This is a genomic window from Megasphaera vaginalis (ex Srinivasan et al. 2021) (genome assembly GCF_000478965.1).
Taxonomy (GTDB): domain Bacteria; phylum Bacillota; class Negativicutes; order Veillonellales; family Megasphaeraceae; genus Megasphaera; species Megasphaera vaginalis.
The window spans coordinates 42,211-55,230 of record NZ_AWXA01000025.1 but is presented as its reverse complement, the minus strand read 5'-3'; the positions used below and the strand labels follow the sequence as shown (position 1 = coordinate 55,230).

Genomic DNA, 13,020 nt, shown 5'->3' with positions numbered 1-13,020 from the left:
ATGATTTACGTGATTATCCCAAACCACCACAAAGGAGCATCTCTCATGAACGGCTTAACACAAGATATCTGTTTCCGTCTATCCCTTCTCACTTATGCTGACGCCCACAGTGTGATTCAGGCCTTCCCGTAAGTACCTTCGCACGTTTATCGTCTCCTACAGGCTTATTTATTTTCTATTCTCATCGTAATAATAATAGCCATAACTATTGTGATGCTTCTGAGGAACGCAATTAAGCACAGCTCCCAATATCGTTACTCCGCTTTGATCAAGGCGTTTCTTCGCTTCCTTGGCTTCATCAGGAGAAACGGCGCCGAATTTTATGACATACACGATGCCGTCTACTTTTCTTCCTAAAACGGCAACATCGGTGACTACCAAAACAGGCGGCATATCGAGAAGAATATAGTCATACGTATCCTCTACTTTATTTAAAATATCAAGCATCGCCGGAGAGCCCAATAATTCCGACGGGTTCGGCGGTACGGGGCCGCTGGGAAGCACATCCAGGTATTCAAAGACATCGCGACTTACAACGTCTTCAAATGCTTCGCCCATGGCAATGCAATTGCTTAACCCTTTATTCGGCAATCCGAACTGCTTATGTTGCCGCGGCTTCCGCATATCGCAGTCAATCAAGAGAACCTTTTTTTTATCCTGTGCCAATGTAATAGCTATATTGGCAATCGTCGTCGACTTTCCTTCCCCCGGCGTTGCCGATGTAAAGCTGATATATTTTAATTTTTTTCCCGCTCCGGCAAACTGCAGATTCGTACGAACGGCGCGATAGGCTTCGGAAACAGGTGATTTCGCGTCATAATGGACAATGAGGTCTACTTGTGCCATACTTTACTCCTTATCGATTTCATTTTATCCATAATATTCAATGAATCTGCTTCATAATCTTCCAGCGTATTGGCATCAGGAATGATTCCCAGTACAGGAAGCCCCAAATGTGTTTCTACATCATCTGTCGTTCTTATCTTACGATTCAAGAGGTACTTGGCCACCAGATAGCCGCTGCTGCAAAACAATCCCATAATCAAAGCCAACAATACAGTTAATAATTTTCGTGGTTTAATCGGCTTATCCGGCAACGTAGCCGTGTCAACGACTTGTACTTCATTGGGGACCATCACTTCGGCCACTTTCGCCTCTTCCAGTCGTTTCGCCAGCATAATATAGATTTCTTGAGCAACATCAGCATCACGTTTAACGCGAATATACCCTTGCTCCTTAGCCGGCAATGTAGCGATAATGGCATTGTTCTCTGCATCCAGATTGTCTAAGGCCTGCTTCTTGCCCTCTTCGACGGCGATGGCCGCTTCATTTTTGAATTTATCCGCCAATAACCCTTGCTGAACCATATTACTTGATGGGGCCTGCTGAGCGACAATATTATCAATCTCCTGATTTAAAGATGCCCGGACTTGATTGATCTGATTTGTCACTTCCTGCATTTTCGGATGCTCAGCAGTATATTTGCAGGCATAACTGGCCTTTTGCGCCTCTAATTGAGCCAACTGCGTCTTGTACTGTTGAATGGCCGGACTGTCCGCCACACTCTGCCCGGCCGAAGAAAGCTGCCCGTTAACACTGCTTAGTGCCGCTTTAGCCGTTTCCATATTCAGTTGATTCTCAGCCTTTGCCTTGTCGATTTCCGATAGCTTATCTGCTAATGCCTTCATTTGATCGTCAGATGAATATATTTTATTGGCAACTTGATATGCCTGCAGCTTGTTTTCGGCATCTGTCAATTCTTCTTTTGATGACGTTGCTCTCTTTTGCAAAAACTCGCGTATATTCTTCTGTTCGTCATGAGAGAGTTGCGTCAAGCGATTTAAAAACCCCTGTACAATTAATGTATTGGCTTTCTGCGCATCTTCCGGTGTTTTACCGGTTACATCAACTTCCAGAATTTCCGTATCTTTGTACGGTTTAGTGATAATACGATTTTTTACATAATCCTCATAATCCGGAAATGCTCCATCACTGTCCGGTTCTTCCGTCTGCCGAATAACGGGTACAATAACGTTTCTACTTTTTAATATCTCTGCATCAGTATTCATCCGTTGTTTAGAATCCATTCCTCCCCCTGTCGGTAAACTTTCCAAGATGGAACTGCCCAACCCTTTATCCTGCTTGACCCTCAACAAGGAAACGGATTGATATGTCGGCGGTACAATCAGTAAATACAGTCCTGCCGCCACGAGAAACGCAACCGTTACTTTAGCAATGGTCTTCTTATTTTCTATCAAAACATCATAAAGCTCTTTTAAATCTATTACTTGTTCATCCACAGGTTTTATTCACTCCTTAAGTTGAGTAGTTCATAACAAGTATAGCAGCAGCACATGCAGTAATTAGACAGGTCTCAGCATCCAGGATCGGCAATAAGCCGCAATATCTCAAACCTGCCAGCCCTAATCAGTGATTTTTTCTATTTAATACCTGCATTAGTTGTTACTATTTATTTTTGAAGCCATATATGCCGCACTGAAGAGAGGTGCAATGTCCCGCGAGAAGCTGATACGTCCGTTACGCGTCAAGTAGAGAATGTCGCCTTCGCGCATTTCATAGTTTTCCGCCATATTCCCTGTTTGCAACATCTTGTTCAAGTTGATCGTAATGATCTTATTCGTATTGTCCTGATGGATGAGATAGATTTTTTTCTTGCCCGTATCCCAGTTGAAACCGTCGGCAGCGCCAATAGCATCTATGACAGTATGCCCTTTCGTCAGCTCATATGCGCCGGGCTTATTGATTTCTCCGAAGACATAGACCCGAACGCCGCCAAGTTTGACAATGTTGACGGCTACATCGGGATTAATAATATACCGCGACAATCGCTGCGCTACGGTATCCGTAAATTCGTTTACCGTCATGCCGTTGGCATAAATCTCTCCTGCCAGCGGAATAGATACCTTGCCGTCAGGTCGAATCTGGTACGGTGTCTGTTCACTGCTTGTCGGTGATGTGCTCATGCTCTCTTCCTGTGTCACCATAATACTCAGCTGGTCGCCGGGACGCAAGGTATAATCAGCGGCCCACGCTGACATCGCCATAGATGCCGCCAATGCCGTAATGGCCAGTATTTTTTTTCTCATCTATAAACCTCCCCATTTGGTTATATTCTTTTATTATCCGAATAGTCTGGAAAAAAAACCTTTTTTCTGTTTTTTGAAACAATCCGGTACGGTGGGATAAAAAAGCTTATGACGAACGATATTGTCCGCATTGCGGCAACAGGAATCCCAAAACGCAGCGCTCCCCGTAAACTTGCGTATCCCCTCTTCCGCCGCACTGGTGTCGGGATTACGCCAATCCGTACGGTGCGCATCAGAGCCGAGAAAACAAATCATCTGATGACGATAAAGCAATTCGGCCCGCTCCTTTGCCTGTTCACCGAATTGCCCGATAAAGCTGCCGGCATTGCACTGTGTCAATACGCCCTTTTGCATCCATTTCAATATCCGTTCGGGATGCGTCATGATCCGGTCATACCGCTCCGGATGCGCCAAAACAGGGATATATTCACGCAGCATGAGCTCATACAAAAGTGATTCCGTCTGTTCCGGGTCGCTTTGCGGCGTCAACTCCGTCAATATATAATGACTGCCGTTCAAGCAGTACCTCGTTTCGCCCTTCCCCAAGAAATCCAACGTCGTATAATTCAATTCCACTTCGGCGCCGGTATGAACACGGATCGGTATATTCGCCTGAACGGCAGCTTCCCGAAGTTCTTCCGTCCGCGTCACGATGTCTTCCCAGTGGGGAACGATACCGCGGCGATTGACATGGGGCGTAGCAAAAATGTCCGTCGTCCCCGCCTCGACAGCCATTCGCAGCATGTCCAGGGACATTTCCTGAGAGCGAGAACCGTCGTCACCTTCAATAGTATACAAAATATGTGAATGCAAATCTATCATGATAAAAATACCTCTTCAGCGTTATATTCTGCCTTTAGCGATTTCCCACATCAAATTTCTTCAAAGTTTTGCAATAGATTTCGATTATCGGGCGTATGATTAGGGTTGTAAGTAGGAATGATTTCTTGTAAAACATGAATAATATCTTCCCCCGTATTACACTGGCCAAAAGATTCTATCTTTTCAAACAGCCACTTTCCATTTACTTCTTCCAAAGGAGCTTCGTAAATTTTTTCATATTGAGTTTTTTCCACTCCTTCTTCTTTTGTCAACAACTCTTCATATAACTTTTCTCCAGGGCGCAGTCCCGTAATCTTGATTTCTATATCTTTGCCCTCTTCATAACCGGACAAACGAATCATATTTTTCGCCAAATCCATGATCTTAACAGGTTCACCCATATCCAATAAAAACACCCCCCCTCCCTTACCGATAGCGCCTGCTTCCAACACCAACTGACTCGCCTCCGGTATCGTCATAAAATACCGAGTCATTTCAGGATGTGTTACGGTAACTGGTCCGCCCGCTGCGATTTGCTTTTTAAACAAAGGTACAACACTGCCGCGGCTACCAAGGACATTACCAAAACGAACTGTTACATATTCTGTTTTATAATGTCCGTTCATAACACGAATAACTTTTTCTGCAACCTGCTTCGTTGCCCCCATAACACTCGTCGGGTTTACCGCCTTATCGGTTGAGATCATAACAAATTTTTCCACGCCATACTCTCCGGCAACTACCGCCACGTTTCTTGTGCCGTAAACGTTGTTAGAAATAGCCGCCCGAGGCTGTCGTTCCATAAGAGGTACATGTTTATGTGCCGCAGCATGAAAAACAACTTGCGGACGATGTTCTTCAAACAAGCGTCTTAATTCTTCTTTATCACGAATACTGATAATAGCCGGTATCAGTCTATTCTTGCCATATAATTTGGACAACTCTTGATAAATAAGATAAATACTGTTTTCTCCATGTCCTGCTAAAATGAGTTATTGCGGATTCATACGCATAATTTGACGACAAATTTCGGAGCCAATGGAACCGCCTGCACCGGTAACAAGCACACGTTTGTTCTCTAAATATGCAGCAATTTTCTTAAAATCCAATTGAACCGGTTCTCTCTCCAACAAATCTTCTACTGATACAGGGCGCAAATTGGAAACAGAAATATCGCCATTCAGAAACTGGTATATTCCCGGCAAAATTGTCAACTTACATTGCTTTTCACGAACACAAACATCGGTTATTTCTCGAATTGTCTTTGTCTTTGCAGAAGGCATAGCAATAATTATTTCCCGTATATTATTTTCATTTACAATACGGGAAATATCACTCCTTGTTCCCAATACTTTTTTCCCCTGAATAAACATGCCCTGTTTATTCGGATCATCGTCAATAAATCCGCTTACCTCTCTGTTGCCGCTATGATAGTACGCAAGTTCTCTGGCTAACATATTCCCTGCATCCCCTGCTCCTATGATTAAAACAGGAATATGGGCGATGCTGCTAGCGGCCAACATGTGCCTCACTTCATGGAGAATAATATAGTGAAGTATAACTCGTTCAAAACAAATAACCCCAACAATAAGAATAAAAGAAATCAAAAAATAAGAGCGAGGCAGAATATATCCAAATGCAGAAACGATACACCAAAAAAAAGCTACCCCCAGCGAAGATGCTAAAATAATATCTTTTATCTCATGAAGGCCCAAGTAACGCCACATACGCGTATACAGCCGAAATATCAGCAGTGGCAACACGTAAGCTACCACGATTGCCGGTAAAAGGTGGACAACAATTAACGAGTAGGGATTATCTAAAACGTTGTCAAAGCGCAAATAAAGGGAAAAAAAAGCAACAAATAAAATGGATAATATATCCAAAGATAATAAAAAGAACGGCAGTAAATATTTTCTCATTGTCCTCTTATCCTTAAAAACAATAAACTGATCAATAATCAGAGATAGAATAAATTCTTATATTAATACATAAATTTATTTAATTTTAACACGTATGATACCACATGAAAAGACCAAAACCGAAGAGCATTTGTAAAAGGCTTCGAATTCATTTGTTTATTGATTTATAAAGTATAGCACATTTCTTCTTACAATGTAGAGTAAAAATACAGTAAAGAAAGGCCGGCGTTTTCACGCCGTTCTGTACGTTAAGCCGTTACAGGAAGTTCATTTCCGATTTCTTTTCATTCAGTTTTCATAGTATAATCAAAATACGTATAATTATGCAATAACGCTCCGACCCAATTGTTCTGAGCCGGAGCGTTATTGCATGATCGTATCTTAAATTTCTTTCAATAAATTTGCCATTTCAATGGCTGCCGTGGCTACGTCGAAGCCCTTGTTTCCCGCCTTTGTGCCGGCCCGTTCTACGGCTTGTTCGATATTTTCCGTCGTAATCACGCCGAAGAGAACGGGGACGCCCGTCTTTAGAGACGCTTGGGCAATGCCCTTGGCTGCTTCATTGCAAACGAGGTCATAGTGGCTCGTGGCACCGCGAATGACGGCGCCGAGGCAGATGACGGCGTCATACTTGCCTGATTCGGCCATTTTCTGCGCTACCAGGGGGATCTCGAACGAGCCGGGAACCCATGCCGTCGTAATATCGTCATCGTTCACGCCGTGACGGTGAAAAGCGTCATAAGCGCCGCCGAGAAGACGGCTGCCGATGAATTCGTTGAAACGGGCGACGACAATGCCCATCTTTAAGCCTTGACCGAGTAAATTACCTTCTTTGATGTGTGCCATAGTGTACACGCTCCTATCTTTATCGTTTATGTATGTATTGTCAGAGAGTTAACTCTTAAAAACCATTTTCCAGCAGTGACTGCAGCGACAGCTTGCCCTTACCCCGCGCCGTATAGTCCGCTGTAAAATTATGGACGTATTTGCCGATCATGTCCGTTTCCAGATTGACGACGGCGCCGACTTTTTTCGTGAGCAATGTCGTATTCGCCATGGTGTGGGGAATGACGGAAACGGTAAACGCCTCGGCGGAAACAGCGGCAACGGTCAGGCTGATACCGTCGATAGCAATGGAACCTTTCTCGACAATGAAGGGTGACAGTTCCTTTTCAATGGCGATCGTCAGCACGCGGGCAATGCCGTCCGTAGCGATTCGCTGTATGCGGCCCATACTGTCGATATGGCCGCTGACGATATGTCCGCCCAAACGACTGCCGAGCTGCAAGGCCCGTTCCAGATTCACCTGCGAACCGCTGCGGATGTCGCGCAGCGACGAACGGCGCATCGTTTCGTGCATGACGTCGGCAGTAAAAGAAGACGCCGTCATCGTCGTAACTGTCAGGCAGACGCCGTTGACGGCAATGCTGTCGCCGATCTGCGTTCCTTCCAGCACCTTCTTCGCTTCAACAGTCAGCCGAATGGAATCGGCCTTGCGGTCCATGGCGCCGACAGTTCCCAATTCCTCAATGATTCCAGTGAACATACGTTCCCTCCCGTTCCGCGTTATACGCCGTAATCAGGATATTCCCGTCATGAATCTCGGCATTTTCATACGTAAGCGTCATACATTCGTCAAGGCTGTCGACACCCATGCCGCCGACCGCTGTCGTCGCCTTCGCACCGCCGATTACTTTATTGCCGATAAAGGCATACACCTTGTCGACCAGTTTATGATCGAAGAAACTGCCGTGAATAGTACTGCCGCCCTCTACGAGAATGCTCCTAATGCCTTCTTCCCGATACAACAAGTTCAAGGCCGCCGGCAAATCGACGCATTTTCCGTCGTGAAGCGGCGCCAGCAGAATTTTGACACCTGCCCGCTTCAAAGCCCGCATCTTTTCGACGGGACATAAGAAAGTCGTCACGACGATCGTCGTCGTCGTCTTGTCGGTAACGACTAACGACTTCAGGGGGATTCGCCCCTTTGTATCGAGAACGACACGGATCGGCTGATGCGGCGCGTCGTGATCGTCCCGCCTGATGCGGCTCGTCAACAGAGGATTGTCGGTTTCCACCGTGTGAATGCCGACGAGGATCGCGTCGTAAGTCGAGCGGAGATAATGCCCGTGCGACCGCGCCCAGTCATTCGTAATCCACTGCGACCGCCCCGTCCGTGACGCCGTGCAACCGTCGAGACTCTGCGCCAGCTTCACGGCGATAAAAGGCTTTTCGACAAGCATGTTCTTGATGAAAACTTCGTTCAGCTGCGCCGCTTCTCCCGATAACAGGCCGATCTCTACGGGAATGCCGGCCTGCCGCAGAATGGCGGCCCCTTTACCGGCTACAAGAGGATTGGGATCCAGCATGGCCATGTATACCTTGGCAATGCCGTGTTCGGCCAGCGTCTTGGCGCACGGCAGCGTCCTGCCGTAATGGGAACACGGTTCCAAGGTCACGTAAGCAGTTGCACCATTGGCGGCTTCACCTGCTTCACGCAGAGCCCAAACCTCAGCATGCGGCGTGCCGGCCTGATGATGGTACCCCTTTCCGACGATCCTGCCGTCCTTGACGAGAACACAGCCGACAGCCGGATTGGGCGTCGTGTAGCCGAGTCCGAGCCTTGCCAGAGCCAGTGCTTCTCTCATGTATTCTATCGGTTCCAACACGTTCCTTCCTTTCGGTATCATATAAAAAAAGGCTATTGGGAGCTGTTCCAATAGCCTTTTAAGCACAACAAAAACAAGCCTGCCGTCTTTTTCCATCCAGACTGTACTGTCGGTACCGAAATCGCATCGGTTCAACCTCCGAAGGAGGTTAGCGGACTATGACCGCCGGTCAGGAATTGAAAGCGTCGCTTTCGCACCTTGCCCCAAAGACTATATGATACGTATAGTATTTACAGAAGAATTATATCATAAAGGCATACGCATGACAAGTATTACCGCAGCGCAGCAATGGCGGCCCGCCTGTCTGCGGCGCCGAAAACGGCGCTGCCTGCAACGAGGAAGGTCGCGCCGGCGGCTTTTACGGCAGCGGCCGTATCCGCATTAACGCCGCCGTCGACTTCAATAACAGCCGTTTTATTGCCGACTGCCGCCAGAAGATCTCCGGCCTCCTTGATCTTGGCGAGGGTGTACGGAATGAACCGCTGACCGCCGAATCCGGGATTGACGCTCATGATCAGGATCATGTCGAGAAGCGGCGCCACGCACTGCAAGGTTGCTACCGGCGTCGCCGGGTTCAGGGCCGCGCCGGCTTTCATGCCGGCTTCGTGAATCTGCTGCAAAAGACGATCCAGATGAGGACAGGCCTCCTGATGAACAGTTACGTACGTCACGCCAACCTTGGCCAAACCGTCAACGTACGTTTCCGGATGCTCCACCATGAGATGAGCGTCGAGCGGCAGTGTCGTACAATTCCGCAACTTGGCGATAACCGGCACGCCGAAGGTCAGATTGGGAACGAAATGGCCATCCATCAGATCGAGATGAATATAGTCCGCCCCTTTGGCTTCCACGTCCTTGATCTCTTCGGCCAAGCGTGAGAAGTCGGCAGATAAAACAGAAGGTCCGATGTATATCATTACCGTCATTTCCTTTCTTTGAGAGAAGTCATGATCTTACAGTATGTTTCATAGCGCTCCGGCTGAATCAACCCGTCCGCTAAGGCGGCCTTGACGGAACAATCCGGCTCCGTCAGATGGCGGCACGACGAAAAACGGCACTGCCCCGCATAGGCGGCCAGATCGGGAAAAAGTCCGATCACTTCCGTTTCCGCCAGATGTTCGAAATCGAGGGCGCTGAAGCCGGGCGTATCGACGACAAAAGTGTCCGGCGACAATTCCATAATCTCCGAATGACGTGTCGTATGACGACCGCGCCCGATTTTTTCACTGACCGCGCCGACGGACAGGTCACTGCGGCCGAGCAAACGCGCCAGGAGACTCGATTTGCCGACACCGGACGGCCCGGCAAAGGCCGTCATCTGCCGCGGCAGTATGGCGCGCAAAGCCGCAAGGCCTTCACCGGAATGAGCGGAAGCCAGATAGACTTCATAGCCGCATTTTCGGTAAAAAGCGGCATATCGTTCCGCCTGCTGCCGATCCAGATCACACTTGTTGAAACAGAGTTTCGGGTGAATATGGTCATATTCACAGGTCATAAGCATCTTGTCGACCAAAAATCGATTCGGATCCGGCGACCGGGCCGCCATAATGATCACCATCTGATCGATATTGGCGACAGCCGGACGGCGCAAAGCGTTCCGCCGCGGCAAAACGGCTTCCACTACGCCCTTTCCGTTCCCCAGTTCCGTGATTTCAACAATATCGCCGACGACGACCTTCGCCTTCATCCTGCCGCGGCGGCGGCATTCGGTCAACCCACCGCCGCAGCGAACGTAATAATAGCCGTTATAATTTTTGATGACACGTCCTGTGGTCATGTTCCTCCTAGAGATTCTGTTCTTGTACTAAAACATTATTGACATATACCTTTACATGGGTTTTCCCCGTACCGCTGACATTTTTTGTAATACTGTCACCGCCGGACTGGTTGCGGTCGTAGACGACGCGCGAGCCGTTCTCATCATCAACGACAATTTGAACATGTTGATTGGCGGCACCGGCAGGCACGCTGATATTGACGGTTCCCGTCCGCGTCGTACCCGTTTCTCCGCCTTGGTTCGAATCGGTTGCGGCGGCAGCCGGATAGATAACGGAAAGATCGACAGTGCTGCCGTCTTTCGGCGTCTGCGTCGTGACTTTGGCTTTGCTGTTGTCTTTCGCCGCATCGAGTCCGGAAATGGTGCCGACCGTATAGCCCGCGCCTTCCAAGGTCTTAATCGCGTCGGTTAAGGTCATGCCGCTCGTGTTCGGCGCATTCTTGGCCGATTTTTCGCTGCTCCCCTTCTTGCAGACGACAACGTCGATCTTCGTGCCTTTTTTGGCTTTTTGCGGCGCCGACGGCGTTTGACTGATAATCTTGCCGTCACCATACTCGCTGCTTTCGGCATAGCTGACATTGCCGATGGAAAGCCTGATTTCCTGCAACTTCTTATCGGCCTCTTCAACAGTCAGTCCGCGCAAGTCGGGAATCAATACTTCCGAACCGCTCGCCCCTTTGCTGACCGTAAGATAAATCGTGCGGTTAGCTTTGACGACGGATCCGCCTGACGGCGTTTGCGAAATGACCTCTCCGATCGGCACCTGGTCATTTTCCATTTCCTTGACCGAAACGGCAAGATCTTTCTTTTCCAACATACGGCGCGCGATTTCGATCTGTTTCCCGGTCACATCGGGCACGATGATATCTTCCGTGCTCCAGAAATTGCCGAAGGAGAAAAACGCCCAGGCAAAGGCGGCAATAAAAATGCCCAGCATCGTCACGATAATCGATTTTTTCGAATGGTTGCTGATCGAGTCGAGAAAACGAACGAAAATATTCGCTTTTCCCGGCTTTCGCGCCGCCTCTTCCTGCGCGGCGACAGGCGGCAGCTTCTGCGTATTAAAATTATTTTTGATGATCGGCATGGCGCCCTTATTCGTATTGACGAATCCCTGCGCCAGTCGCAGCTCGGCAATCATTTCCCCGATCGTCTGGAACCGGTCGTCGGCGTTCTTGGCCATGGCTTTCAGGATGCAGCGCTCGACGAGCTGCGGTATGCGGCGGTTGTATTTCGTCGGCAGCGGAATTTCATCCTGCACATGCTGCAGCGCTATACTGATCGCCGTATCTCCTTCAAAAGGAACGACGCCGGTCATCATTTCATACATGACGACGCCAAGAGAATAAATATCCGTCCGTTCGTCGACCTGCCCGCCGCTCGCCTGTTCCGGCGAGAAATAATGGACGGAGCCGAGAACCGACGTGTCCGCCATTTCGGCGGCATTGGAGTTAACGGCCCGGGCAATGCCGAAATCGGCGACTTTGATCCGTCCCGTCTCGGTGACCAGAATATTATGCGGCTTAATATCGCAGTGGACGATACCGTTGGCATGGGCGTGCTCTAAGGCTTCGCCGATATCGAAGGTAATCCGCATGGCCGTATTGATCGGCAAATGGCCATGCTTGGAAATGTAATCCTTGAGCGTTTCGCCGCGGACGAATTCCATGACGATATAGTGCACGCCGGCATCATAACCGACGTCATATATATTGACAATATTGGGGTGTGAGAGCCTGGCCGCCGCCTGCGCTTCTTTATGGAAACGAACGACGAAATCATGGTCAATACCGTATTTGCTGTCCAACACCTTAATGGCAACGATGCGGTCAAGGAGAATGTCCTGCGCTTTATATACGCTGGCCATACCGCCTTCACCTACGAGCTCCAATATTTTATATCTGTTATCCAAAATATGATTAATCATATTTGATGTTCCACCACTTTCTCCGAATCTCCGAGCCGTACGCAGCCTGTTCGTCGCGTCGGCCTATGATGTCATAAAGTAGCTAAAATTGCGGTAACATTATCTTTTGCGCCTGCTTCATAGACCAAGTCAAAGAGGCGCCTGATGATTTCTTTTTCGCTGCGGCGATAATCGCTGAGCGCTTCGACGATAATTTCTTCCGACAGAGATGACGTCAGTCCGTCGGAGCAAAGGAGCAGTCTGTCGTTTTCCCGTACCGGAAAGGCGCCGACTGCGACTTCCAGTTCCTGATCGACGCCGACAGCCCTGGTCAGAACGTGACGATCGGGATGATCTGCGGCTTCAGCTTGCGTGATCCGGCCCTGATCAAGCAGTTCCTGTACGAAGGTGTGATCCGGCGTAATCTGTGTCAGGTCGCCGTCACGGAAAAGATAAATGCGGCTGTCGCCGACGTGCCCCCAAAAGGCATTGCCCTCCGACAACGTCAGGAGCGAAAGCGTCGTCCCCATTCCTTGCAGAGACGGTTCGATCGCGATTTTGCTGAGGATGCATGAATTGGCATATTGGATCGCCTTTTCCAGCTGCCTGGTCGAGGCATAGGTATAGTTATTGAAGTAGTAAAGAACGGCTTCCACCACCGTTTTGCTGGCAATTTCCCCGCCTACGTAGCCGCCCATCCCATCGGCGACGAGCATAATGTCACGGGCCTCGCTGATTGCGAAGGCGTCTTCGTTCAGGCTGCGGACCAGTCCGATCTTCGTTTCACCGTATATTGTCAAATTTTCACGTCCTCTCA

Annotated in this window: 11 protein-coding genes, 1 pseudogene and 1 riboswitch; all 12 genes and pseudogenes read right to left on the bottom strand. The window is 48.7% G+C overall.

The features are described 5' to 3' along the window. Positions 1 to 168: 168 nt before the first annotated feature. Positions 169 to 846: a CpsD/CapB family tyrosine-protein kinase gene (locus HMPREF1250_RS04665; protein WP_023053499.1), complete on the bottom strand. Its 678-nt coding sequence runs from the start codon at positions 844 to 846 to the stop codon at positions 169 to 171. Beyond that, positions 834 to 2,300 carry a GumC family protein gene (locus HMPREF1250_RS04660; RefSeq protein ID WP_023053508.1) on the bottom strand — a complete coding sequence of 489 codons (1,467 nt, stop codon included), beginning with the start codon at positions 2,298 to 2,300 and terminating at the stop codon, positions 834 to 836. Before HMPREF1250_RS04660 ends, HMPREF1250_RS04665 begins: the two co-directional genes overlap by 13 nt. A 156-nt stretch (positions 2,301 to 2,456) precedes the next feature. Further along, positions 2,457 to 3,065, bottom strand: a complete 609-nt coding sequence (locus HMPREF1250_RS04655) for a polysaccharide biosynthesis/export family protein (protein WP_328512813.1) — start codon at positions 3,063 to 3,065, stop codon at positions 2,457 to 2,459. Positions 3,066 to 3,140: 75 nt separating this feature from the next. Continuing rightward, a complete protein-coding gene (locus tag HMPREF1250_RS04650; RefSeq protein ID WP_023053512.1) occupies positions 3,141 to 3,929 on the bottom strand; it encodes a tyrosine-protein phosphatase in 789 nt (262 codons plus the stop codon). A gap of 50 nt (positions 3,930 to 3,979) precedes the next feature. Next, a pseudogene (locus HMPREF1250_RS04645) lies at positions 3,980 to 5,656 on the bottom strand (polysaccharide biosynthesis protein). 576 nt (positions 5,657 to 6,232) lie between these two features. Next, a complete protein-coding gene (gene ribE / locus HMPREF1250_RS04640) occupies positions 6,233 to 6,697 on the bottom strand; it encodes a 6,7-dimethyl-8-ribityllumazine synthase (RefSeq protein WP_023053504.1) in 465 nt (154 codons plus the stop codon). Positions 6,698 to 6,752: 55 nt separating this feature from the next. Beyond that, the gene (locus HMPREF1250_RS04635) at positions 6,753 to 7,397 is read right to left on the bottom strand and encodes a riboflavin synthase (RefSeq protein ID WP_023053493.1); all 645 of its coding nucleotides are present in this window, start codon (positions 7,395 to 7,397) and stop codon (positions 6,753 to 6,755) included. Continuing rightward, on the bottom strand, positions 7,378 to 8,520 hold the full coding sequence (gene ribD / locus HMPREF1250_RS04630; RefSeq protein ID WP_023053498.1) for a bifunctional diaminohydroxyphosphoribosylaminopyrimidine deaminase/5-amino-6-(5-phosphoribosylamino)uracil reductase RibD: 1,143 nt from the start codon (positions 8,518 to 8,520) through the stop codon (positions 7,378 to 7,380). Before ribD ends, HMPREF1250_RS04635 begins: the two co-directional genes overlap by 20 nt. Before the next feature lie 80 nt (positions 8,521 to 8,600). Continuing rightward, positions 8,601 to 8,735: riboswitch (FMN riboswitch) on the bottom strand. Between the two features lie 57 nt (positions 8,736 to 8,792). Beyond that, positions 8,793 to 9,437 (bottom strand): ribulose-phosphate 3-epimerase, encoded by a 645-nt coding sequence (gene rpe / locus HMPREF1250_RS04625; RefSeq protein WP_023053464.1) that lies wholly within the window; start codon positions 9,435 to 9,437, stop codon positions 8,793 to 8,795. 5 nt (positions 9,438 to 9,442) lie between these two features. After that, positions 9,443 to 10,297: a ribosome small subunit-dependent GTPase A gene (rsgA, locus tag HMPREF1250_RS04620; protein WP_023053481.1), complete on the bottom strand. Its 855-nt coding sequence runs from the start codon at positions 10,295 to 10,297 to the stop codon at positions 9,443 to 9,445. Between the two features lie 7 nt (positions 10,298 to 10,304). After that, positions 10,305 to 12,224 (bottom strand): Stk1 family PASTA domain-containing Ser/Thr kinase, encoded by a 1,920-nt coding sequence (gene pknB / locus HMPREF1250_RS04615; RefSeq protein WP_023053421.1) that lies wholly within the window; start codon positions 12,222 to 12,224, stop codon positions 10,305 to 10,307. Between the two features lie 71 nt (positions 12,225 to 12,295). Next, the gene (locus HMPREF1250_RS04610) at positions 12,296 to 13,003 is read right to left on the bottom strand and encodes a Stp1/IreP family PP2C-type Ser/Thr phosphatase (RefSeq protein WP_036242714.1); all 708 of its coding nucleotides are present in this window, start codon (positions 13,001 to 13,003) and stop codon (positions 12,296 to 12,298) included. Between the last annotated feature and the right edge of the window lie 17 nt (positions 13,004 to 13,020).

Coding starts and splice junctions, on each gene's coding strand:
- HMPREF1250_RS04665 (WP_023053499.1), bottom strand. CDS start 846: ATGGCACAAGTAGACCTCATTGTCCATTATGACGCGAAATCACCTGTT.
- HMPREF1250_RS04655 (WP_328512813.1), bottom strand. CDS start 3,065: ATGGCGATGTCAGCGTGGGCCGCTGATTATACCTTGCGTCCCGGCGAC.
- HMPREF1250_RS04650 (WP_023053512.1), bottom strand. CDS start 3,929: ATGATAGATTTGCATTCACATATTTTGTATACTATTGAAGGTGACGAC.
- ribE (WP_023053504.1), bottom strand. CDS start 6,697: ATGGCACACATCAAAGAAGGTAATTTACTCGGTCAAGGCTTAAAGATG.
- HMPREF1250_RS04635 (WP_023053493.1), bottom strand. CDS start 7,397: ATGTTCACTGGAATCATTGAGGAATTGGGAACTGTCGGCGCCATGGAC.
- rpe (WP_023053464.1), bottom strand. CDS start 9,437: ATGATATACATCGGACCTTCTGTTTTATCTGCCGACTTCTCACGCTTG.
- rsgA (WP_023053481.1), bottom strand. CDS start 10,297: ATGACCACAGGACGTGTCATCAAAAATTATAACGGCTATTATTACGTT.
- pknB (WP_023053421.1), bottom strand. CDS start 12,224: ATGATTAATCATATTTTGGATAACAGATATAAAATATTGGAGCTCGTA.